Annotated in this window: 20 protein-coding genes and 4 pseudogenes; 17 read left to right on the forward strand and 7 right to left on the reverse strand. The window is 72.0% G+C overall.

The features are described 5' to 3' along the window. Positions 1-16 precede the first annotated feature (16 nt). Positions 17-580, reverse strand: a complete 564-nt coding sequence (locus BJF80_RS02735) for an LLM class flavin-dependent oxidoreductase (RefSeq protein WP_083673410.1) — start codon at positions 578-580, stop codon at positions 17-19. Between the two features lie 179 nt (positions 581-759). On the opposite strand from BJF80_RS02735, the gene ftsH reads away from it, so the two are divergent. From ftsH to BJF80_RS02775, 8 genes and pseudogenes are all read left to right on the forward strand, one after another. Then, positions 760-2,805, forward strand: coding sequence for an ATP-dependent zinc metalloprotease FtsH (gene ftsH / locus BJF80_RS02740; RefSeq protein WP_237767395.1), 2,046 nt, complete (start codon positions 760-762; stop codon positions 2,803-2,805). Continuing rightward, a pseudogene (gene folE, locus BJF80_RS02745) lies at positions 2,783-3,456 on the forward strand (GTP cyclohydrolase I FolE). The gene ftsH and the pseudogene folE overlap by 23 nt, the downstream one beginning before the upstream one ends. Positions 3,457-3,488: 32 nt before the next feature. Then, a pseudogene (gene folP / locus BJF80_RS02750) lies at positions 3,489-4,306 on the forward strand (dihydropteroate synthase). Then, on the forward strand, positions 4,303-5,205 hold the full coding sequence (folB, locus tag BJF80_RS02755; RefSeq protein WP_075811147.1) for a dihydroneopterin aldolase: 903 nt from the start codon (positions 4,303-4,305) through the stop codon (positions 5,203-5,205). Before folP ends, folB begins: the two are co-directional and overlap by 4 nt. Then, positions 5,202-5,702 carry a DUF3180 family protein gene (locus BJF80_RS02760; protein WP_022925469.1) on the forward strand — a complete coding sequence of 167 codons (501 nt, stop codon included), beginning with the start codon at positions 5,202-5,204 and terminating at the stop codon, positions 5,700-5,702. Before folB ends, BJF80_RS02760 begins: the two co-directional genes overlap by 4 nt. A gap of 144 nt (positions 5,703-5,846) precedes the next feature. After that, positions 5,847-6,521 (forward strand): class I SAM-dependent methyltransferase, encoded by a 675-nt coding sequence (locus tag BJF80_RS02765; RefSeq protein WP_083673411.1) that lies wholly within the window; start codon positions 5,847-5,849, stop codon positions 6,519-6,521. After that, complete coding sequence (locus BJF80_RS02770) at positions 6,518-7,033, forward strand: hypothetical protein (RefSeq protein ID WP_075811149.1); 516 nt, start codon at positions 6,518-6,520, stop codon at positions 7,031-7,033. Before BJF80_RS02765 ends, BJF80_RS02770 begins: the two co-directional genes overlap by 4 nt. Before the next feature lie 59 nt (positions 7,034-7,092). Then, positions 7,093-7,350: a hypothetical protein gene (locus BJF80_RS02775; protein ID WP_143553942.1), complete on the forward strand. Its 258-nt coding sequence runs from the start codon at positions 7,093-7,095 to the stop codon at positions 7,348-7,350. Between the two features lie 7 nt (positions 7,351-7,357). On the opposite strand, the gene BJF80_RS02780 is transcribed toward BJF80_RS02775, so the two are convergent. Both BJF80_RS02780 and BJF80_RS02785 read right to left on the reverse strand, forming a co-directional pair. Further along, entirely contained in the window at positions 7,358-8,527 is a 1,170-nt protein-coding gene (locus BJF80_RS02780; RefSeq protein ID WP_075811153.1) for an NADH-quinone oxidoreductase subunit D, read from the reverse strand. A gap of 9 nt (positions 8,528-8,536) precedes the next feature. Then, complete coding sequence (locus BJF80_RS02785; RefSeq protein WP_237767396.1) at positions 8,537-9,673, reverse strand: SAM-dependent methyltransferase; 1,137 nt, start codon at positions 9,671-9,673, stop codon at positions 8,537-8,539. A gap of 34 nt (positions 9,674-9,707) precedes the next feature. Here BJF80_RS02785 and BJF80_RS02790 point away from each other — a divergent pair, with 34 nt between their 5' ends. The 7 genes and pseudogenes from BJF80_RS02790 to BJF80_RS02820 all read left to right on the forward strand — a co-directional run bounded on the left by BJF80_RS02790 (position 9,708) and on the right by BJF80_RS02820 (position 15,318). Further along, positions 9,708-10,832 (forward strand): calcium/sodium antiporter, encoded by a 1,125-nt coding sequence (locus BJF80_RS02790; RefSeq protein WP_075811155.1) that lies wholly within the window; start codon positions 9,708-9,710, stop codon positions 10,830-10,832. Between the two features lie 49 nt (positions 10,833-10,881). After that, entirely contained in the window at positions 10,882-11,910 is a 1,029-nt protein-coding gene (locus tag BJF80_RS20980) for a bifunctional transcriptional activator/DNA repair enzyme AdaA (protein ID WP_075811157.1), read from the forward strand. Continuing rightward, entirely contained in the window at positions 11,901-12,527 is a 627-nt protein-coding gene (locus BJF80_RS20985) for a DNA-3-methyladenine glycosylase family protein (RefSeq protein ID WP_075811159.1), read from the forward strand. Before BJF80_RS20980 ends, BJF80_RS20985 begins: the two co-directional genes overlap by 10 nt. Beyond that, a complete protein-coding gene (locus BJF80_RS02805; RefSeq protein ID WP_075811161.1) occupies positions 12,524-13,030 on the forward strand; it encodes a methylated-DNA--[protein]-cysteine S-methyltransferase in 507 nt (168 codons plus the stop codon). Before BJF80_RS20985 ends, BJF80_RS02805 begins: the two co-directional genes overlap by 4 nt. 147 nt (positions 13,031-13,177) lie before the next feature. After that, positions 13,178-14,598: pseudogene (lysS, locus tag BJF80_RS02810) on the forward strand (lysine--tRNA ligase). Continuing rightward, positions 14,598-14,825: a hypothetical protein gene (locus tag BJF80_RS02815; RefSeq protein WP_075811163.1), complete on the forward strand. Its 228-nt coding sequence runs from the start codon at positions 14,598-14,600 to the stop codon at positions 14,823-14,825. Before lysS ends, BJF80_RS02815 begins: the two are co-directional and overlap by 1 nt. Positions 14,826-14,985: 160 nt before the next feature. Further along, complete coding sequence (locus BJF80_RS02820) at positions 14,986-15,318, forward strand: histone-like nucleoid-structuring protein Lsr2 (protein WP_022925479.1); 333 nt, start codon at positions 14,986-14,988, stop codon at positions 15,316-15,318. A gap of 167 nt (positions 15,319-15,485) precedes the next feature. Here the strand turns inward: BJF80_RS02820 and ligD are convergent, their stop codons facing one another. From ligD to BJF80_RS20990, 3 genes are read right to left on the reverse strand one after another with little or no spacing between them, the layout of a single operon-like run. After that, the gene (ligD, locus tag BJF80_RS02825; RefSeq protein WP_075811165.1) at positions 15,486-16,334 is read right to left on the reverse strand and encodes a non-homologous end-joining DNA ligase; all 849 of its coding nucleotides are present in this window, start codon (positions 16,332-16,334) and stop codon (positions 15,486-15,488) included. Next, positions 16,331-17,203 carry an ATP-dependent DNA ligase gene (locus BJF80_RS02830; RefSeq protein WP_321166334.1) on the reverse strand — a complete coding sequence of 291 codons (873 nt, stop codon included), beginning with the start codon at positions 17,201-17,203 and terminating at the stop codon, positions 16,331-16,333. The genes ligD and BJF80_RS02830 overlap by 4 nt, the downstream gene beginning before the upstream one ends. After that, positions 17,194-17,322 (reverse strand): hypothetical protein, encoded by a 129-nt coding sequence (locus tag BJF80_RS20990; protein ID WP_321166335.1) that lies wholly within the window; start codon positions 17,320-17,322, stop codon positions 17,194-17,196. The genes BJF80_RS02830 and BJF80_RS20990 overlap by 10 nt, the downstream gene beginning before the upstream one ends. Positions 17,323-17,340: 18 nt before the next feature. On the opposite strand from BJF80_RS20990, the gene ku reads away from it, so the two are divergent. Beyond that, entirely contained in the window at positions 17,341-18,291 is a 951-nt protein-coding gene (gene ku, locus BJF80_RS02835; protein WP_075811167.1) for a non-homologous end joining protein Ku, read from the forward strand. Between the two features lie 57 nt (positions 18,292-18,348). On the opposite strand, the gene BJF80_RS02840 is transcribed toward ku, so the two are convergent. Continuing rightward, positions 18,349-18,969: a hypothetical protein gene (locus BJF80_RS02840; protein WP_075811169.1), complete on the reverse strand. Its 621-nt coding sequence runs from the start codon at positions 18,967-18,969 to the stop codon at positions 18,349-18,351. 132 nt (positions 18,970-19,101) lie between these two features. Between BJF80_RS02840 and BJF80_RS02845 the strand changes: the two are divergent. After that, a pseudogene (locus tag BJF80_RS02845) lies at positions 19,102-21,626 on the forward strand (ATP-dependent Clp protease ATP-binding subunit). Positions 21,627-21,920: the final 294 nt, after the last annotated feature.

Consider the following 21,920-nt stretch of genomic DNA (forward strand, 5'->3'; position numbering starts at 1 on the left):
CCGCTGCCGATCAGCCTCACCCTGCATACACCCAGAGTCTCAACCCAGCGCCCGGCCAACCCCCGGCGACGCGCGGATTGTTCAGCGCCCTCCTAGGGCGATAGGCACCCACGAGCACCGGCGGCACCTCCTCCGGCGGCCAGTCGAGCGCCACCGCGTCCAGGTGGACGTAGCGACCGTCGGCTGTGACCTCCTCCCCGGCGAGGAGCGACCGCAGGGCGCCGACATACTCCCGCAGCAGGGTCATCGGGGACTCCGCGCGCTCGCCGACCTGCCCCATCCAGTCCAGGACGCCGTGCCCCACCGCGGGCAGGAAGCGGCCCGGGAAGAGTCGTGCCAGGGTGGCGATCTCCATCGCGGTGAGCGCGACGTTGCGCAACGGCACAGGCATGAGCGCGATGCCGACCCGCAGCCGGGTCGTCCACGCCAGCGCCGCAGCGGCGGCCGAGACCCCCGCCTCCTTGAAGCAGTCCTCCCAGAGCCACAGCTCGTCGAGCCCGGCGGCCTCGGCCCCTTGGGCCACCTCCCGGAGCCGCTCCGGAGGCTGGTCCGGCGGAAAGATCACCCCGATGTGCGGCATACCGCTCAACGTAGCCGCTGGTGCTGACAGGGGTCGCTGTGACGGGGCGCGGGCCTCCAGCACCCTGCGAAGGTGGAACACTGACCTCCTGCCGCGCGTTGAGCGGCACGAAGAACCACCGCCGGATCGAGTCGACCAGGAGGACCGGGGAGTCCCGTGGCACCCCGAACGTCACTGACATGAGCACTGCCCCGAACAAGCGGCCCAGCAAGCGGCCCAAGCCCAGCCCGTGGATGTGGGTCTTCCTCTTCCTGGGCCTGGGCATCCTGTGGTACTCGCTGCTCGCGCAGAGCCCCTACAGCCGCATCGACACCGCCGACGCCCTCCAGCTCATCGAGGATGGCCAGGTCGCCGAGGCCGTGGTCACGCCGGACCGGATCGACCTCACGCTCAAGGAGGGCCAGCCGTTCTCCGACGACGAGGTGCGCGAGACCGAGCAGGTGCAGGCGTTCTACGTCGACGCCCGCGGCCCGCAGGTCATCGCCGCGCTCGACGAGAACCCGCCCTCGGAGCGGTGGACCGACGACCCCGCCCGTCAGAACGTCTTCGTCTCGATCCTCGTCAACTTCCTGCCCCTGCTGCTCATCCTGGCGCTTTTCCTCTGGCTCATGACCCGGATGCAGGGCGGCGGCCGCGGCGTGATGCAGTTCGGCAAGTCCAAGGCCAAGCTCGCGACCAAGGACATGCCCAAGGTCACCTTCGCCGACGTCGCCGGGTCGGACGAGGCCGTCGAGGAGCTGCACGAGATCAAGGAGTTCCTCTCCGAGCCGCGCAAGTTCCTCGAGGTCGGCGCGAAGATCCCCAAGGGCGTCCTGCTCTACGGCCCGCCCGGCACCGGCAAGACGCTGCTGGCGCGCGCGGTGGCCGGTGAGGCGGGCGTGCCGTTCTACTCCATCTCCGGCTCGGACTTCGTCGAGATGTTCGTCGGTGTCGGCGCCTCCCGCGTGCGCGACCTCTTCGAGCAGGCCAAGGAGAACGCCCCGGCGATCATCTTCGTCGACGAGATCGACGCCGTGGGCCGCCACCGCGGCGCCGGCATGGGCGGCGGTCACGACGAGCGGGAGCAGACGCTCAACCAGCTGCTCGTCGAGATGGACGGCTTCGACGTCAAGACCAACGTCATCCTCATCGCCGCCACCAACCGCCCCGACATCCTGGACCCGGCGCTGCTGCGCCCGGGCCGCTTCGACCGGCAGATCGCGGTCGAGGCCCCGGACATGCTGGGCCGCCTGCACATCCTGCAGGTGCACGGCAAGGGCAAGCCGCTGGCGGACGTCGACCTCATGGCCATCGCGCGCCGGACCCCGGGCTTCTCCGGTGCCGACCTGGCCAACGTGCTCAACGAGGCCGCGCTCCTCGCGGCCCGCAAGAACGAGCAGGTGGTCACCGACGCCGATCTCGACGAGGCGATCGACCGGGTCATGGCCGGACCGCAGAAGCGGACCCGGGTCATGAGCGCCAAGGAGAAGAAGATCACCGCCTACCACGAGGGGGGTCACGCCCTCGTGGCGGCGGCGATGAACCACACCGACCCGGTGAGCAAGGTGACGATCCTGCCCCGCGGTCGGGCGCTCGGCTACACGATGGTGCTGCCGGCCGACGACAAGTACTCCACGACCCGCAACGAGCTGCTGGACCAGCTCGCCTACGCGCTCGGGGGCCGGGTGGCCGAGGAGCTGGTCTTCCACGACCCCACCACCGGGGCCGCCAACGACATCGAGAAGGCGACCGGCCTGGCCCGCAAGATGGTGACCCAGTTCGGTATGTCGGAGCGGGTCGGTGCGGTCAAGCTCGGCTCGGCCGGCGGTGAGGTCTTCCTCGGCCGCGACATGGGCCACGAGCGGGACTACTCCGAGAACCTGGCCGGCGTCGTCGACCAGGAGGTGCGCCGGCTCATCGAGGCCGCGCACGACGAGGCCTGGCACGCGCTCAACGACAACCGCGACATCCTCGACGCGCTCGTGCTGGAGCTGCTGGAGAAGGAGACGCTCAACGCCGAGGCGATCGCCGAGGTCTTCACCGACGTCCGCAAGCGGCCGGTCCGCCCGGTGTGGCTGTCCTCCGACGCCCGGACCATCCACGAGGCCGGGCCGGTCCTCACCGACGCTGAGAAGCGCGCGATGTCCAACGGGCACCACCCGCTCACCGAGACCGACGGCGACAACCCGCCCTCCGAGGTGGTCCAGGTGCCCGAAGGCGGCCATGTCGACCCCGGGCACGCCTGAGGCCGCGGCGGGCGTGAGGCCCGCCCCGGCGGGCGCCGGTCCCGACCCGGACGAGGACGCCCCCGGACCGCACGACGCGGTCGGCCGCGCCGTCGACCACGCACGGATCGAGGCCGCCGTCCGGGAGATCCTGCTCGCCGTGGGGGAGGACCCCGACCGCGACGGGCTCCTGCACACCCCGGCCCGGGTGGCGCGGTCCTACGCCGAGATCTTCTCCGGGATCGACCAGGACCCGAGCGCGGTGCTCGGCACCACCTTCGACGTCGACCACGACGAGATGATCCTGGTCAAGGACATCGAGCTCTACAGCGTCTGCGAGCATCACCTCGTGCCGTTCCACGGCTCGGCCCACGTCGCCTACATCCCCGGCCCGGACGGCCGGGTGGTCGGCCTGTCCAAGCTGGCGCGGCTTGTCGACGTGTATGCCCGGCGCCCGCAGGTGCAGGAGCGCCTGACCACGCAGGTCGCCGACGCCTGGTGGACCACCTGGCCCCGCGCGGCGTCCTGGTCGTGGTCGAGGCCGAGCACCTGTGCATGTCGATGCGCGGCGTCCGCCGCCCCGGCGCCCGCACCATCACCTCGACCGTGCGCGGCCACCTGCGCAACCAGGCGACCCGCGCCGAGGCGATGAGCCTGATCACCGGGCGGTAGGGGCTTCGGTGGGCACCGCGCATACCCAGATCATGGGGGTGGTCAACGTCACCCCCGACTCGTTCTCCGACGGGGGGCGCTGGCTCGACACGGACGTCGCCGTCGCGCGCGGGCAGGAGCTCGCGGCGCAGGGGGCGCAGATCGTCGACGTAGGAGGCGAGTCCACGCGGCCGGGCAGCACGCGACCGCCGGAGCAGGAGGAGGCCGAGCGGGTCCTGCCGGTCGTCTCCGCCCTCGCGCAGCAGGGGTATGCCGTCTCCGTCGACACCATGCGCGCCGGCGTCGCGGAGGCGGCGCTGCGGGCCGGGGCGGTGCTGGTCAACGATGTCTCGGGCGGGCTGGGCGACCCGCGGATGGGGCCGATGATCGCCGAGACCGGGGCGCGCTACGTCGTCATGCACTGGCGCGGGCTGCTCACCGACGCGTCGGCGAGGCACACTACGACGACGTCGTGCGGGAGGTGTGCGACGAGCTCTCGGCCCGCGTCGAGGCGCTCGTGGGGCAGGGCGTGCGGGAGGATCAGTTGGTGCTCGACCCCGGTTTCGGCTTCTCCAAGGATGCCGGCCACAACTGGACGCTGCTCGCCGGCCTGGACCGCGTCGTGGCGCTCGGGCTGCCGGTCCTGGTGGGCACGTCCCGGAAGCGCTTCCTCGGGCGCCTGTCCACCCGCCCGGGCGAGGCGACGCCCGAGGACGGCGAGCCCAGCCCGCCCGACCAGCGCGACGCCGCGACCGCGGCCACCAGCCTGCTGGCCGCGCAGGCCGGGGCCTGGGCAGTCAGGGTGCACGAGGTCCCGTCGACCCGCGACGCGCTCGTGGTGTGGCAGCTGACGCAGGAGGCGACCCGGTGAGGGGCGGTGACCAGATCCGGCTGTCCGGCGTGCGTGCGCGGGGGCACCACGGTGTCCTCGACCACGAGCGTCGCGACGGCCAGGACTTCGCCGTCGACGTGGTCATGGAGCTCGACCTGCGCCCGGCCGGGACGAGCGACGAGCTCGCCCGGACCGTCCACTACGGCGAGGTCGCCGCTGACGTCGTCGCCGTGGTCGAGGGCGAGCCGCGCGACCTCATCGAGACGGTGGCCGAGGAGATCGCGACCCGGGTGTTGGCGCGCCCGCTGGTCGAGGCGGTCGAGGTGACGGTGCACAAGCCGCAGGCCCCGGTCGGCGTGCCCTTCGGCGACGTCGCGGTCGTGGTGCGTCGGCGCCGGGACGTGCCGGTCGTCATCGCGCTCGGCGCCAACCTCGCGGGGACCGACGGCGCCGAGCCCGCCGAGACGTTGCGCGCGGCCGTTGGACGGCTGCGTCGGCTGCGCGGGCTTCGCGGTGTGCGCGCCTCTCGCTCCTTCGTCACCGCCCCGGTGGGCGGCGAGGCCGTCGCCGGGCAGCCGGACTACGTCAACGCCGTGGCCCTCGCCCGGACGAGCCTGTCGCCCGCCTCGCTGCTCGCGGCGCTGCACCGCGTCGAGGCTGCCTTCGGTCGCACCCGAGAGGTCCGGTGGGCCGCGCGCACCCTCGACCTGGACCTGGTGCAGTACGGCGACCCCTCGGCCGGCACCGACGTGGTGAGCGAGGACCCAGAGCTGGCGCTGCCGCACCCGCGCAGCCACGAGCGCGCCTTCGTGCTCGTCCCCTGGGCCGACCTCGACCCCGCCGCGACCCTGCGCCGCGACGGGGACGTCGTGGCGGTGGGCGACCTCGTGCCGGGGCTGGTCGAGCAGCGCGTGCTCCCGATGGAGGAAGGTCCGTGAGCGGCGTGGACGGCGTGCGGGTGCGCGCCGGCGTCGTCGTCGCGGTGCTCGCCGGGATGGCGAGCTGGCTGCTGCTGCAGGTCGTGCGATCGCTGGGCGGGGCATACCCCGTCATCTCCTGGATCGGGCTCGTCCCGCTGGTCGCCGTGACGCTGCTCGTGCTCGTGATGTGCTGGCAGATCCGGCGTTACCTGCTCGGCAAGGGCACGCTGCGGCCCAGCCCGCAGCGGGGTCGCGGCACCGTCGTCGGTGCCCAGGCGGCGGCGCTCGGCGGGGCTGCGCTGCTCGGCTGGTATGCCGCCAACGCGCTGGTCCACCTGCCCAACGCCGACGTGGCGAGTGAGCGGGCCCAGCTGATCTGGGGGCTGGTGCACGCGGTGGCCGCCCTCGCCCTCTCCGTGGCGGGCTTCGTCGGTCAGGGGTGGTGCCGCATCCCGCCGACCGAGCACGACGACGATGACGACGGCGTGGCCGACGGGGACCTCGCGTACGGCTGAGTTCCGTCGCCTGAGCACCCTCGTGCTTGAGGTGGTGCGCCTCCTGGTGTCGCAGGCGTGCCCAGAGGCACCCCGGTGTCGCAACCTTCTGCACAAGCGTGCCGGGCCGACTGCAGGGACCGGGCACGCGCCTACAGTGACGGCATGAGCGAGCCTGAGTCCGGGTGGAGCGAGCGTGACCCCCAGGTCCCGATCGAGCCGAGGCCCGGCTCACGGGAGACCACGCTGTGGCCCGGGTTGGAGGACCCGGAGCACTCGCGGTGGTATGCCGACCGGTTCCGCCAGATGGCGGCCGCGGGCCAGGACCTGCAGGGCGAGTCGCGGCTGGTGGACGTGCTCGCGCCCCGCGGCGCCCGGCTGCTGGACGCCGGGTGCGGGCCCGGCCGGCACGGCGGGCACCTGTCGCGGCTGGGGCACACGGTCGTGGGGGTCGACATCGACCCGGCGCTGGTGGCGGTGGCGCGTCAGGACCACCCCGGCGCCACCTGGCTGACCGCCGACCTGGCCTCGCTCGATCTGGCGTCCCTCGGTGAGCCCGAGCCCTTCGACGGGGCGCTGGTGGCCGGCAACGTCATGGACTTCGTGGCCGAGCAGCACCGCGGCGCCGTCGTGGCCCGGCTGCGGGCGCACCTGCGGGAGGTCGGATTCCTCGTCGTCGGCTGCCGGGTGGTGCGCGGCTTCACCCCGGCCGACCTCGACGTGGCGGCGACCGCGGCCGGCCTGCGCCTCGAGCACCGGTTCGCCACCTGGGACCTGCGCCCCTGGCATACCGACGCCGACTTCTGCGTGAGCATCCTGCGGAACGAGCACGCCGGATGATCGTGAGCCGTCCGGCGCACGACGGCCGCACGACGGAGCACCAGTCACGACGGTCGCTGGCGCTCCACAGCACCGTGGCGGCGGTGCTGGGCTCCGGCGTGACGGTGCTGGTGCACGAGGCCACCCATCTCGTGGCGGTCTTGGGGCTCGTGGGGCAGGGCCGCCTCTATCCCTACGGCGCTCAGTACGACGGCGAGCTGGACGGCGTGTCCACCGCGGTCGTCGCGCTGGCAGGTCCTGCTGTCAGCCTCGCGCTGGGCCTGACTCTCCTGCTGACCTTGAGTCGGGCGAGAGTGGTCGGTCCGTGGCATCTCGTCCGGCTCTGGTGCGGAGCCTCGTCCTACGTCGTCGGTGCCGGCTACCTGTTCATCACCCCCTTCGCGCCGGTGACACGGCCATCGCCGTGCGGGCCCTCGACCTTCCTGCATGGACGGCCTTCGTCGCCGCGGCGGCCGGCCTCGCGCTCTGCCTCCTCGGCGCGCGCCTCGTGGCCTCGCGCGCGCTCCCGCTGACGGATCAGGACGACCGCATCGCCCGAGCGATTCTCCTCCACCCTGCGTGGATCGGCACCGTGGTCAACCTCGGACTCATGCTGGCCTATCTCCTCGGCAGCGACGCGGGCTTCCCTCTCGGGCAGCAGGTGGCTGTCGTCTCGGGGTATGTCGTGCTGCTCACCCTGGGCCCGTGGTCCTTGCCCTACCTGGCGCGTCGGAGCCCGACGAGTCGGACGCACCTGCGACTGGGCCGGGTTCCCGTCGTCGCGCTGCTCGGGCTGGGCGTCCTGATCGCGGTCAACCTCGCTCTCCTCCCCGGGCTCAGGATCGGCTGAGGAGCGGCTACTTGTCGATGTCGCCCACCACGAAGAACATGGAGCCCAGGATCGCCACCATGTCGGCGACGACAGCGCCGGGCAGCATCTCGCGCAGCACCTGCACGTTGTTGAACGACGCCGAGCGCAGCTTGAGCCGGTGGGGCACCGTGTCGCCGCGGCTGACCAGGTAGTAGCCGTTGAAGCCGAGCGGGTTCTCGCTCGCGCAGTAGTGCTCGCCGGCCGGCACCTTGAGCTTCTTCGGCAGCCGGGTGCTCACCGGACCCGGTCCCAGCTCGCGCAACCGGGCGGTGCACGCGAGCACGAGGTCCAGGCTGACCTCGACCTGCTCCACCAGCACCTCCAGCCGCGCCAGGCAGTCGCCCGCCTCCCGGGTCACCACCCGGCCGGGCCCGTCGTCGGTGAAGAGCTCGTCATACGCGAGGTAGGGCTCGTCGCGCCGCAGGTCGACATCGAGCCCGGAGGCGCGCGCGATCGGCCCGGACACGCCGTAGGCGAGGACGGTGTCCAGGTCGAGGACGCCCACGCCCCGGGTGCGGGCCTGCAGGATCTCGTTGCCCAGCACCAGCCCGACGAGGTCGGGCAGCCGCGAGCGCACCGAGGCCACCGCCGCGTCCACCCGGTCCAGCCAGCCGTCGGGCAGGTCGTGCAGGAGGCCACCGACCCGGGTGGCCATGAAGTGCATCCGGCCGCCGGAGTACTCCTCCATCACCGCCTGGATCTCCTCCCGCTCCCGGAAGGCGTAGAACATCGGGGTGATCGCACCCAGCTCGTGCGGGTAGGACCCCAGGAACATGAGGTGGTTGAGCACCCGCCCCAGCTCGCACAGCAAGGTGCGCGCCCAGGTCGCCCGCTCGGGCACCTCCATGCCCAGCAGGTGCTCGACGGTGAGCGCGACGCCGACCTCGTTGTTGAAGGCGGACAGCCAGTCGTGCCGGTTCGCGAGCACCATGATCTGCCGGTAGTCACGGACCTCGAAGAGCTTCTCGGCACCGCGGTGCATGTAGCCGATGACCGGCTCGGCGGCCGTGATCCGCTCGCCGTCGGCGGTGATGCGCAGCCGCAGCACGCCGTGGGTGGCGGGGTGCTGCGGGCCGATGTTGAGCACCATCTCGGTGGTCGAGAGCCCCCCGACGCCAGTGGCGCCGAGGGTGACGTCGAGGTCGCGGGTGCTCACCAGGTCAGCCTAAGCCCGGTCCGGCCGCCCGCGGTCGACCTCGACCACGAGCCACCAGAAGTCGCCGAGGACGCCGCTGCTCAGCGTCCGGGCGGCGGCGCGTCGGGCGAGCGCGTCGAGGTATGCCCGCGGCTGGTCCCGGGCGAGCGCGTGCGGCACCGGGGCGCTCGGGTCGCCGAGGAGGTCGCGCAGGACCTCCCGCTGCCGCCGCGGCGTCACGACGGGGTGTCCGGTCGGGGAGGGGAGCGAGGCGGCGAGGGCGTCGACAGCGACGTGCGCGGTGAGGTCGCAGCTGCCGTCGGGCACCGGGTCGACCTGTCGCCCGCCGCGGAACCCGGTCAGCGTCCCGTGGGCCGGCCGGTCCTCGGCGGTGTGGCCGTAGTCGACAGCCACCACCAGGCCGCTGCGGACCCGCCGCACCAGGTCGGCGAAGGCAACCTCCCGGGGCAGCCCGACCTCGGCCCGGACGACCGACTCATCCGCAGAAGCTGTTCCGCTGCGCTGATGCGTCACCGCAGCGGAACCCGTCCTGCGCAGGAGTGGACCCGCTGGCGCACCCTCTGGTCCGTCGCCGAGCCAGCGCCGCACCCAGGCCAGCTCCTCGCCCTCCACCGGCTTCCCGAGAGAGTCGCGCCACCGACCCCCCTGCGCGGTCCTCGCGACCTCGACGGTGCGCCATACCCCGGTCCCGTCCCGCTGCACCACCGGGCACGGGACGACGTCGAGCCACTCGTGCGCGAGCAGCAGCGTGGCGTCGAGGTCGCGCAGCGTGTCCGGCAGCGCCGTCCCGCCCGGCGCGACGTGCCACTCCTCGACGTCCAGACCCGCCGGCCGGCCCACGACGTCGACCCCGGTGAGGTGCAGCGCGGGCGAGACCCGGCGCAGCTCGGCCAGCAGCTCACCCCGCCCCGCGCCCACGTCGACGACCCGGTCGCACCCGTGCCGGACGGCCAGCGCCGCCACCGCCTCGGCGAGCACCCGCCCACCGCCCGGTATGCCCTGGGCCGAGGTCGCGAAGTGCGCCGCGGGCGCGCTGCGCCGGTAGAAGCCCCCCGCGCCGTAGAGCGCCTCCTGCCAGGCCGCCTCCCAGGACAAGGAGGTGTCCTGCGTCCGGTCCGTCGCGCTGCCCGTAGCCCGTTCGTGCACCGGGCCAGCCTCGCAGAGCCTAAGGTGTGCGGTCGTGGACCTTCTCGACATCGCGCGCGTCATCGGCGGCCTCGTCCTGCTCGTCGGCGGCGGGGAGCTGCTCGTGCGCGGCGCCTCGAACCTCGCGGCCCGCATGGGGATCAGCCCGCTCGTGGTCGGCCTCACCGTGGTCTCGGCGGCCACCTCGGCCCCCGAGCTGGCCGTGACGGTCGGGGCGGTCCTCGACGGCCAGCCCGACCTCGCGGTCGGCAACGTCGTCGGCTCCAACATCGCCAACGTGCTGCTCATCCTCGGGGTCGCGGCGCTGGTGCTGCCGCTCGTCGTGCGCGAGCAGCTCATCAAGATCGACGTCCCGGTCATGGTCGGGCTCTCGGTGGCGCTGCTCCTCGTGGCCCGCGACGGGCAGATCTCGACCGTCGAGGGTGTGGTCCTGCTCGGCGCGATGGCCGCCCACACCGTGCTCACGGTGGTCGTCAGCCGCCGGGCGCAGCGCGAGGAGCTGCGCAAGCGCCGGGCGCCCGCCCCTCGCGAGGGCGAGCCGATGCGGGCGCCGCTGGCGCTGCTGCTGGTGGTCGTCGGTGTCGCGCTCCTGGTGTCCGGCGCCAACCTGCTGGTCTCGGGGGCGGTCAACATCGCCGAGGCGCTGGGCATCAGCGGTCTGGTCGTGGGGCTCACCGTCGTCGCGATCGGGACCTCGCTGCCCGAGCTGGCTGCCTCGGTGATCGCGGCGGTGCGCGGCCAGCGGGACCTCGCGGTCGGCAATGTCGTCGGCAGCTGCATCGCCAACATCGGGCTGGTGCTCGGGGTCCCGGCGATCATCTCTTCGGGCGGTCTGCCGGTGCCGACCCCGGCCATCGCCCTGGACATCCCCTTCATGATCGCGACCACCGTGGCCCTGGCCCCGGTCGTCTTCACCGGCTTCACCGTCGCGCGCTGGGAGGGTGGTCTCTTCGTGCTGTTGTATGCCGCCTACACCGCCTTCGTCGTGCTCAACGCCACCCGGCACGAGGCGCTCGAGGGCTTCGAACTGGTCATGGTGATCTTCGTGCTCCCGCTCGTCGCGCTGACCCTCCTGGTGACCTCGACCTTCGAGCTCGGCGTCCTCGCCGAGCGGCGCCGGGTGCGCGCCAAGGCGGCCGCGGGACAACCCGTACCGTGATGTCGTTTTTCTGCTAGATCTACGTCGCGGCAGGCGGCACCATGGTCGTGTGAGCACCTCAGCCATGCACCTCGACCACGACCGCTGCGCCATGGTCGTGCGCAGCAAGGACCCGCGCTACGACGGCTGGTTCGTCACCGGGGTGCTCAGCACCGGCATCTACTGCCGGCCGAGCTGCCCGGCCATCACGCCCCGGGTGCGCAACATGCGCTTCTACCCCAGTGCCGCGGCGGCCCAGGGGGCCGGCTTCCGGGCCTGCAAGAGGTGCCTGCCCGACGCGACCCCGGGCTCGCCCGAGTGGCACGTGCGGGGGGATGTCGTGGCCCGGGCCGTGCGGCTCGTCGCGGACGGGGTCGTGGACCGGGAGGGCGTCAGTGGGCTGGCGGCCCGCCTCGGTTACTCGACCCGGCAGCTCGAGCGCCTCGTGCGCGCTGAGCTGGGGGCAGGACCGCTGGCGCTCGCCCGGGCGCAGCGCGCGCAGGCGGCCCGCTTGCTGCTGGAGGGCACGGCGCTGACGATGGCCGACGTCGCGCACGCCGCGGGCTTCTCCAGCATCCGGTCCTTCAACGACACCGTGCGTGAGGTGTATGCCGCCACCCCCTCGCAGCTGCGGGCGGGAGCCAGGGGTGGCGGCACCGGCGGAGACCGCGGCACCGTGGGGCAGCCACCACCGGAAGCCCCGACGACGCTGACCCTGCGGCTGCCCTTCCGGGCGCCGCTGCACGCCCCCAGCCTCTTCGGCCACCTCGCCGCGACCGCGGTACCGGGGATCGACACCTGGGTCGACGGCGCGCTCGTCCGCTCGCTCCGTCTCCCCGCGGGTCCCGCGGTGGCCGAGCTGCGCCCCGGCCGCCCTGACGACCGTCACGTCCACGTCACGCTGCGGCTCACCGACACCGGTGACCTGGCGGCTGCCATCGGGCGCTGCCGGCGGATGCTGGACCTGGACGCCGACCCGGTCGCGGTCGAGGAGCACCTCGCCTCCGACCCGGCCCTGGCGCCCCTGGTGCGCAAGCACGCCGCGTCCGGCTCCCTGGCAGCCCGGACACCGACGAGCTCGCCCTCCGCGTGGTCCTGAGCCAGCAGGTCTCGACCGTCGCGGCCGGGACGCTGACCGGGCGGCTGGTGCAGAGCCTCGGCGACCCGTTGCCGGAGCCGCTGACCGGGCCGGTGACCCACCTGTTCCCGACGGCTGCTGCGGTGGCCGGCGCCGCCGACCACGAGCTCCCCGGGATGCCGGCCTCCCGTCAGCGCACCCTGCGCACGGTGGCTGCGGCGCTCGCGGAGGGCGAGGTCGACCTCGGCCCCGGGGCCGACTGGGGCACGGCGCGCGAGCAACTGCTGGCACTGCCCGGTGTCGGCCCGTGGACCGCCGAGATGGTGCTCCTGCGGGGCCTGGGCGACCCCGACGCCTTCCCCGCCACCGACCTCGGCGTCCAGGTCACCGCTGCCGCCCACGGGCTGCCGGGCGGTCGCGGACTGGCGCAGCACGCTGCTGCCTGGAGCCCGTGGCGCAGCTATGCCACCTCGCTGCTCTGGGCCGCCTCCGACCACGCCGCGGCGCGCCTGCCGGACGCCGAGCCGGGCACCGACCGATCCACGACCGACTTCCACACGACCGACCGCCACACCACCGACGGCACCGACCGCCACGGCGGCGACGGGCATACCGTCACGACGAAGGAGACACCATGACCACCCTGCACCTGACGATCGACTCCACCCTGGGTCCGCTGCGCCTCGCCAGCGACGGCGAGCACCTGACCGGCGTCTACTTCGCCGAGCACCGGCACGCGCCGCAGGAGCTGGGCGCCGAGGTCGACGAGGCGCAGGCGCCCGCCGTGCTCCTCACGGCGGCCCGGCAGCTGCGGGAGTACCTGGCGGGGGAACGCACCGAGTTCGACCTCCCCCTGGCGGCCGAGGGCACCGACTTCCAGCAGCGCGTCTGGGGCGTGCTGCGCACGATCCCCTACGGCACGACCTGGTCCTACGGCGACCTGGCCCGGGCGCTGGGCCAGCCCGGGGCCTCGCGCGCGGTGGGGCTGGCCAACGGTCGCAACCCGATCTCCATCGTCGTGCCCTGCCACCGCGTCATCGGGTCCACCGGCGCCATCACCGGCTACGGCGGCGGCGTGGAGCGCAAGCAGCAGCTGCTGGACCTCGAGCGCAGCGCGAGCGCCCCCGCGCTCTTCGGCTGAGTCGACCCCCGGCAGCGCCGCCGACGCCGTGCCGGGGAGCCGCCGACGGACGACTACGCTGGGAGGGTGAGCGACGCGACCCCCCAGCCCGTCCCGGACACCGACCTGCCCGAGCAGATCGCGGTCCGTCAGGGCAAGCGTCAGGCGATGCTGGACGCCGGGGTCGACCCCTACCCGGTCAGCCTGCCGGTGACCCACACCCTGCAACAGGTGCGCGAGCAGTGGGACGGCCTGGAGACGGGCGAGGAGAGCCAGGACGTCGTCGGGGTCGCGGGACGGGTCGTCTTCGTGCGCAACACCGGCAAGCTCTGCTTCGTCTCGCTGCAGGCCGGTGACGGCACCCGGCTGCAGGGGATGCTCTCCCTCGCCGAGGTCGGGCAGGAGTCGCTGGACCGGTGGAAGGCCTGGGTCGACCTGGGCGACCACGTCTTCGTCGAGGGCCGGGTCATCCGCTCCCGCCGCGGTGAGCTCTCCGTCATGGCGGCCCGGTGGGAGATGGCCGCGAAGGCGCTGCGTCCGCTGCCGGTCCTGCACAAGGACCTGTCCGAGGAGCAGCGGGTCCGGCAGCGCTACGTCGACCTCATCGTCCGGGACGAGGCGCGCCAGATGGTGGCGGACCGGGCGGCCATGACCCGCGCCGTGCGCCGCGTGCTGGAGCAGGACGGCTATCTGGAGGTCGAGACCCCGGTGCTGCAGGCGGTGCACGGCGGTGCGAACGCCCGGCCGTTCGACACCCACCTCAACGCCTTCGACATGCCGATGTCGATGCGGATCGCGCTCGAGCTCTATCTCAAGCGGGCGGTCGTCGGCGGGGTGGAACGGGTCTACGAGATCGGCCGGATCTTTCGTAACGAGGGCATCGATTCCACCCACTCGCCGGAATTCACGATGCTCGAGTGCTACCAGGCATACGGTGATCAGTTCACCATGGCCGATCTCATCCGCCGGATCATCCTCGCGGCGGCCGACGAGCTCGGCTCACGCACGCTCGACACTCCTGCAGGAATGATCGACCTCGACGCGGAATGGTCCTGGCTTCCCTTCTACGAGGGCCTGTCGGCGGCGGTGGGGGAGAGGGTCGGAGTCGACTCCTCGCTCGACGACCTGCGTCGGCTCGCTGCCACGCACGAGGTGCCGGTGAAGCCGGAGTGGGGCGCCGACAAGATCGCCATGGAGATCTTCGGCGACGTCGTCGAGCCGACCCTCGTCCAGCCGACGTTCGTCTGCGACTACCCGACGATCGCCCAGCCACTGGCCCGCCCGCACCGCACCCAGCCCGGGCTGGTCGAGGCGTGGGACCTCGTCATCGGCGGGGTGGAGCGGGGCACCGCCTTCTCCGAGCTGGTGGATCCCGAGGTCCAGCGGGCGCGGCTGACCGAGCAGTCGCTGCTCGCCGCGGGCGGGGACCCCGACGCGATGCAGCTGGACGAGGACTTCCTGCGGGCGCTGGAGTATGCCGCGCACCCATGGGTGGCCTGGGGATGGGTCTGGACCGGGTGCTCATGCTGCTGACCGGCACCGGGATCCGGGAGACCATCCTCTTCCCCTTCCTCAAGCCGGAGGCGTGATGGGCGACCTCCTGTACGAGGGGTGGATGATCCTGGCGGCGCTGCTGCCGTCGGCAGGGCTGCTCTACCTCTTCTACGTCGTCATGAAGCACGTGGTGGAGGGAGACCGCCGCGAGCGTGCCGCGCTGCGGGCCGCCGAGCAGGCGCAGGACGCGCAGGAACGCGAGAGGGGCACCGCACGCGCCCCGCAGGACGATCCGGACACCCACCCGGAGCAGCGTCGCTGACTGCTGCGCCCACCCGCTGGCGGGTCGGCGAAGAATGGCACTGTGATTGCCTTGTGACCTTGTCGCGCAATTGCCCGGGTTCGCGTTCGGAGGAAAAGGCGCTAGTCTTCTTTCGCGCCGCATCCTGTTGGCGGCGCAAGGTCTCATCAAGGAGAAGAAAATGGCACAGCGTGTGCAGGTCATCCTCGTCGATGACCTCAGTGGCGGGGAGGCGAGCCAGACCGTGGAGTTCGCCCTCGACGGGGTTCACTACGAGATCGACCTCAGTGACGAGAATGCTGCGAAGTTGCGTGAGGACTTCGCCTCGTGGATCGGTCAGGCGCGTCGTTCCGGCGGTCGTCGGCAGACCCGCCGCAAGGGCTCGTCCGCCACGAGCGGTCGCAGCGACGAGCTCGCGAAGGTCCGTGAGTGGGGCCGGGAGAACGGCTTCCAGGTGAGCTCGCGCGGCCGTGTGTCGCAAGAGCTGCAGGACGCCTACGCGGCGGCCCACTGACAGCAGCGTCTGCCCCCGGGCGGACCTGGACGGGGCCGGCACCCAGGAGGGGGCCGGCCCCGTCGTCGTTCTCCAATCCCCACCGAGCGTCGTGAATGGTTGTTCTCGCCCCCCGAGCGCCGTGAATGGTTGGCTCGGGTCCCACCGAGCGTCGTGCATGGTTGCCCTCACGCCTCGTGGAGGCTGACCTGGGTGAGCTCGTCGTCGCCGTCCGCCGCGGCCTCGACCTCGTCCCACTCGCGGGGGAGGGCGACCTGAGGGCGTTCGCGTCCTCGGAGCGACCATGGGCAGATCGTCGTCTTGGCCCCGTTGTTCTGGCTCCAGTCGAGGAAGACCTTGCCGGGTCGGACCGCCTTGGTCATGCGCGCCGTCACCAGGTCGGGGTGCTGCTCGGCGAGGCTCTCGGCCAGCGCCTTGATCACCGCGGAGACCTCGTCCGAGCTGCGGGTGCCCTCGAGCGCGGCATACAGCTGCATCCCCTTGGACCCGCTCGTGACCGGGCGGGCCTCCAGGCCCACCCCGGCCAGCCGGTCGCGCACGAGCACGGCGACCCTCGCGCACTCGGCGAGCCCGGCACCGGGCCCGGGGTCGAGATCGACGACGAGCCGGTCCGGGTGCTGCGGCACACCGTCCTCGTCCAGCCGCCACTGGGGCACGTGCAGCTCCAGGCTGCCGAGGTTGACGAGGTAGACGAGGTCGGCCAGATCCGTGACGAGGGGGAAGGTCAGGTGGGTGTGCCCGCGCGAGGACCCTGGGGTCGGCACGACGACCCGTGGCAGCCAGTCGGGAGCCCCGGAGGGGAGGTTCTTCTCGAAGAAGTGTGCCTGCGCGACTCCCTCCGGCCAGCGGATCCGGGTGACCGGCCGGTCGGCCAGCTCGGGGAGGATCTGCTCGGCGTGGGTGACGTAGTAGGTGAGGACCTCCCCCTTGGTCGTGCCCGTCGCGGGGTAGAGGACCTTGTCGAGGTTGCTGACCTTGAGCGTGCGTCCGGCGACGCTCACCTGCTGGCTGCTCACGTCAGCTCCTCCTGCACCAGGTCCTCCGGGGTGAGGTCGGCCCGGACCCCTTGGAAGGAGGGTTGTCGCAGCCGGTCGGCCTCGCTCAGCCCGAGCGAGGCCACCTCCACGACCACCCGGGGCTCCAGCCAGGTCGACCCGCGGGCCTCCACCGCGGGGATCGGCGCGTCGAAGGGGTATGCCGCCCGCGGCACCGCCGCGAGCAGCCGCTGCAGCTGTTCGCCCGCGCGCCCGGCCAGCCCGCTGCCGACCCGACCCCGGTAGCGCAGGAGCAGGCTCCCGTCGTCGGCGCGCACGGGCATACCGTCGGGACCGGGGACGGGAAGACCCACGTGCACCGCGCCGAGCCGTCCCGGCCGCCCGGTCTCGGGTCGCCACCCCCCGACGACCACCGAGCGGCGGGCCCGGTGCGGGAACTTCACCCAGTCGGCGCTGCGCTGCCCCGCCCGGTATGCCGCCGTCCGCCGCTTGCTGACGACCCCCTCCAGCCGCTGCTCCCGGGTCGCGGCCAGCAGCATGGCCCCGTCGTCGTAGACCGGCGAGACCGAGACCTGGGTCTGCGGCACGTCGTCGAGCAGCTCCTCCAGCGCCTGCCGCCGCGCGCTCCACGGGAGCGAGGTGAGGTCGAGACCGTCGACGCGGAGCAGGTCGAAGGCGACGTAGGTCGCCGGACGGGTGCTCGCGAGCCGGCGGGCCGCGGCGGTGGTCGAGGTGTGCACCCGCTCGACGACCTGGCCGAAGGACGGGCGGCCGTCGACGAGCACGACGGCCTCCCCGTCGAGCAGCAGGTCGTCGGCGATCCCGACCAGCCCGGTGAGCTCGGGGAAGGCGACGGCGATGTCGCGCTCGCCGCGCGTGGTCAGCCGCAACGTCCCCCCTGGACGTCGGCGAGCAGCCGGATGCCGTCCCACTTGATCTCGTGGGCCCAGTCCGCACCGGGCGGCGGACCGACCCGGGTCTCCCCCGGGGTGGCGAGCATGGGGCGCATGGGTCCATCCTGGGGTGCGTGAGAGCGATCTGGAAGGGTGCCGTCTCGTTCGGCCTGGTCAACGTGCCCGTGCGGCTCTACTCGGCGACCGAGAACCACGACCTCAGCTTCCATCAGGTGCGGCGCAGTGACGGCAGCCGTATCCGCTACAAGCGGGTGGCCCAGGCCGACGGCGAGGAGGTCGCCTACAAGGACATCGCCAAGGCCTACGAGACCGATGACGGCAAGACCGTCGTGCTCACCGACGAGGACCTCGCCAGCCTGCCCAACCGCAGCAGCAAGGAGATCTCGGTCGAGCGCTTCGTCCCGCGCGAGCAGATCGACCCGATCCTGTTCGACAAGGCCTACTTCCTGGAGCCGGACGCCATGGGGGCGAAGGCCTACGGCCTGCTGCGCGAGGCGCTGCGGGAGTCCGACCGGGTCGCCGTGGTGACCGTCTCGGTGCGCAGTCGCATGACCATGGCCGTCCTGCGCGTGCGCGAGGACGACGACGCGATCGTGCTGCAGACCTTGCTCTGGCCGGACGAGATTCGGGCCTCCGAGCAGCTGGACCACCTTGACGAGGTGAGCGAGCCGAAGAAGGACGAGGTCGCCATGGCCCGGATGCTCGTCGACTCCATGTCCGGCGACTTCGAGCCCGAGGGGCACGTCGACGACTTCAAGGAGGCCGTGGACGCCCTGGTCGAGAAGAAGATCAGCGGCGGCGAGGTCACCGAGAGCCCGGACGAGGAGGACGAGGCCGACTCCGGCGAGGTCGTCGACCTGCTCGCCGCGCTGCAGCGCTCGGTGGACCGGGCCAAGAAGGGCCGCGGCTCCGACTCCGGCGCCGGATCCTCCGACGACGGGGGCAGCTCGGCCACGAAGGGCGGCTCCTCCTCGAAGACCTCGACCAAGAAGGGTTCGACGAAGAAGGCGACCAGCACGAAGTCGAGCTCGGCCAAGCGGTCGACGACCAAGAAGGCCGGCTGAGCGACCCGGTCACGGGGACCTGTCGCCGGGCGCCTCCCGGACCCGCACCCGAGCCGGTCAGGGCGTCACGGTCTGCTCGGCCGCCTCCTCGCGGGCCTGCTTCGGGCTGCAGCCGACGCCCTGGTCCAGCTTCTGGGCGATGGAGGTGAGGGTGGAGCGCAGCGGCTCGCGCAGGTCGTCCTCGCGGTCGACGAGGACCTCCGCGGTGAGGCTGTAGGGCTCTCGTGATCCGGAGCCCTGCGCTCCGCACAGGGTGAGGCCCACCCCGACCGTCGGGGACAGGTAGGACTCACCGAGGTACTCCGGGCCAGGCGCCATGCCCTCGGTCGCCTCGACGAGCGACCGGGCGGTCTCGCGGCCCTCCTGACCGACCTCGACGCTCACCCGCACCAGCGGCGTCTGCCCGTCGTAGGCCTCGCACACCCACCGGGTCTCGTCGTCGGCGACCATCACCTCCCGCGGCTCGGTGAGCTCGCCGCCGGCGAGGGCGCGCAGGGACTGCGGGCTGACGTCCTCGCACAGCCAGCCGTTGCTGCCTGAGCCGTCGGTGGCTGCCGCGTCCTGCTCGGCGGGGGCCGAGGTCTCGGTGCCGGGCTCCTCGGTGGGCTCGGAGGTGCAGGCGGCCAGGACGGCGACGAGCAGGAGCGGGGCGAGGCGGGTCAGGTGACGGCGGCGCATGGCCCGCATCGTAGGTCGGCTCCGGACCGCATTCCGCCGGGGGCGAACACGGAACATCGGCCGTGGATCTCGGCGTTGATCCGGATCAGACGCACGTAGAGTGGGTATACGCCCACAGTGGAGGAGAAGAGCATGTTCGAACGGTTCACCGACCGGGCTCGACGTGTGGTGGTGCTCGCGCAGGAAGAGGCGCGCATGCTCAACCACAACTACATCGGCACCGAGCACCTGCTGCTGGGCCTGATCCACGAGGGTGAGGGCGTGGCCGCCAAGCGCTGGAGTCGCTGGACATCTCGCTGGACGCGGTGCGCCAGCAGGTGCAGGAGATCATCGGCCAGGGGCAGAACAGCCCGACCGGCCACATCCCGTTCACCCCGCGGGCCAAGAAGGTCCTCGAGCTCTCGCTGCGCGAGGGACTCCAGCTGGGGCACAACTACATCGGCACCGAGCACCTGCTGCTCGGCCTCATCCGTGAGGGTGAGGGCGTGGCTGCGCAGGTGCTGGTCAAGCTGGGCGCCGACCTCAACCGGGTCCGTCAGCAGGTCATCACGCTGCTCTCGGGCTACCAGGGCAAGGAGTCGGCGACCGCCGGCGTCGGCGCCGGCAGCCAGCAGGAGGGCCAGCAGTCCGGCTCGCTGGTGCTGGACCAGTTCGGCCGCAACCTGACCCAGGCCGCCCGTGAGGGCAAGCTCGACCCGGTGATCGGGCGCGAGCAGGAGATCGAGCGGGTCATGCAGGTGCTGTCCCGCCGCACGAAGAACAACCCCGTCCTCATCGGCGAGCCCGGCGTCGGCAAGACCGCCGTCGTCGAGGGTCTGGCCCAGGACATCGTGCGCGGCGACGTGCCGGAGACGCTCAAGGAGAAGCAGCTCTACACGCTCGACCTCGGTGCCCTGGTGGCCGGCTCGCGCTACCGCGGTGACTTCGAGGAGCGGCTCAAGAAGGTCCTCAAGGAGATCCGCACCCGGGGCGACATCATCCTGTTCATCGACGAGATCCACACCCTCGTCGGGGCGGGTGCGGCCGAGGGCGCGATCGACGCCGCCAGCATCCTCAAGCCGATGCTGGCCCGTGGCGAGCTGCAGACCATCGGCGCCACGACCCTGGACGAGTACCGCAAGCACATCGAGAAGGACGCCGCCCTCGAGCGCCGTTTCCAGCCCATCCAGGTCGCCGAGCCGACGCTCAAGCACGCCATCGAGATCCTCAAGGGGCTGCGCGACCGCTACGAGGCGCACCACCGGGTGACCATCACCGACAGCGCGCTGGTCGCCGCCGCGTCCATGGCGGACCGCTACATCAACGACCGCTTCCTGCCGGACAAGGCGATCGACCTGATCGACGAGGCCGGGGCCCGGTTGCGCATCCGTCGGATGACCGCGCCGCCGGACCTGCGCGACTTCGACGAGAAGATCGCGCACGCCAAGCGTGAGAAGGAGTCGGCCATCGACGGCCAGGACTTCGAGAAGGCGGCCCGGCTGCGCGACGAGGAGCACAAGCTCACGCAGGCGCGTGCCGAGCGGGAGAAGGAGTGGAAGAACGGTGACATGGACGTCGTCGCCGAGGTCGACGAGGAGCTCATCGCCGAGGTGCTGGCTGCGGCGACCGGCATCCCGGTCTTCAAGCTGAGCGAGGAGGAGTCCTCCAGGCTGCTCAACATGGAGGACGAGCTGCACAAGCGGATCATCGGCATGAACGACGCCATCAAGGCGCTGTCGCAGGCCATCCGCCGCACCCGCGCCGGCCTCAAGGACCCCCGCCGCCCCGGTGGGTCGTTCATCTTCGCCGGACCGACCGGTGTCGGCAAGACCGAGCTGGCCAAGACGCTCGCCGAGTTCCTCTTCGGTGACGAGGACAGCCTCATCACGCTCGACATGTCGGAGTACTCCGAGAAGCACACCGTCTCGCGGATGTTCGGCTCGCCCCCCGGCTACGTCGGGTACGAAGAGGGTGGCCAGCTGACCGAGAAGGTGCGGCGCAAGCCGTTCTCGGTGGTGCTCTTCGACGAGATCGAGAAGGCGCACCCGGACATCTTCAACAGCCTGCTGCAGATCCTCGAGGACGGTCGCCTGACCGATTCCCAGGGTCGGGTGGTCGACTTCAAGAACACCGTCATCATCATGACCACCAACCTCGGCACCCGCGACATCGCCAAGGGCGTCTCGCTCGGCTTCTCCGCCGGCTCGGACACCCAGAGCGACTACGACCGGATGAAGAACAAGGTCACCGACGAGCTCAAGCAGCACTTCCGGCCCGAGTTCCTCAACCGCGTGGACGACACCATCGTCTTCCCGCAGCTGTCGCAGGAGGAGATCGTGCAGATCGTCGACCTCATGGTCGCCGGCCTCGACGAGCGCCTCAAGGACAAGGACATGGCGATCGAGCTCACCTCGGCCGCCAAGGAGCTCCTGGCCAAGCGCGGCTACGACCCGGTGCTCGGCGCCCGGCCGCTGCGCAGGGCCATCCAGCGCGAGATCGAGGACCAGCTCTCGGAGAAGATCCTCTTCGGCGAGCTGGGCACCGGTCAGATCGTCATCGTGGACGTCGAGGACCCGGTCGGCGAGGGCAAGAACCGCGACAAGGTCTTCACCTTCCGCGGGCAGGACAAGCCGTCCGAGGTGCCCGACACGGTGCCGGTGGAGGAGCAGGCCGGCTGACCCCCGGCTGACCCACCCGAACGGGCGGGGCGTGGTGCACGACGTGCGCCGCGTCCCGCCCGTTCTGCGTCTGGGAAAGGTATGCCGATGACCCTCTCCTGACGCATTTCACAGGTGCCACTCAGACACGCCGAGTTCACTCAGATCACGTGCTCGGAGGGGCGCCCGAGAACGGTGTGAAAAGCGAGAAAAATGCTGGTCATCGAACTACACCTATGTGATATCCGGGCTGACCTGCATCAACCCTGAGAGCGTGTGAGCAACATCACGAACTACACGCTTGTCATGCCCCCG

The sequence above is a fragment of the Serinicoccus sp. CUA-874 genome, assembly GCF_001942225.1.
Taxonomy (GTDB): domain Bacteria; phylum Actinomycetota; class Actinomycetes; order Actinomycetales; family Dermatophilaceae; genus Ornithinicoccus; species Ornithinicoccus marinus.

Excerpts from the sequence above, each read along its gene's own strand:
- BJF80_RS02735 (WP_083673410.1), bottom strand. The coding sequence starts at position 580 with ATGCCGCACATCGGGGTGATCTTTCCGCCGGACCAGCCTCCGGAGCGG.
- ftsH (WP_237767395.1), top strand. The coding sequence starts at position 760 with ATGAGCACTGCCCCGAACAAGCGGCCCAGCAAGCGGCCCAAGCCCAGC.
- BJF80_RS02765 (WP_083673411.1), top strand. The coding sequence starts at position 5,847 with ATGAGCGAGCCTGAGTCCGGGTGGAGCGAGCGTGACCCCCAGGTCCCG.
- BJF80_RS02770 (WP_075811149.1), top strand. The coding sequence starts at position 6,518 with ATGATCGTGAGCCGTCCGGCGCACGACGGCCGCACGACGGAGCACCAG.
- BJF80_RS02805 (WP_075811161.1), top strand. The coding sequence starts at position 12,524 with ATGACCACCCTGCACCTGACGATCGACTCCACCCTGGGTCCGCTGCGC.
- BJF80_RS02815 (WP_075811163.1), top strand. The coding sequence starts at position 14,598 with ATGGGCGACCTCCTGTACGAGGGGTGGATGATCCTGGCGGCGCTGCTG.
- BJF80_RS02820 (WP_022925479.1), top strand. The coding sequence starts at position 14,986 with ATGGCACAGCGTGTGCAGGTCATCCTCGTCGATGACCTCAGTGGCGGG.
- BJF80_RS20990 (WP_321166335.1), bottom strand. The coding sequence starts at position 17,322 with ATGCGCCCCATGCTCGCCACCCCGGGGGAGACCCGGGTCGGTCCGCCG.
- BJF80_RS02840 (WP_075811169.1), bottom strand. The coding sequence starts at position 18,969 with ATGCGCCGCCGTCACCTGACCCGCCTCGCCCCGCTCCTGCTCGTCGCC.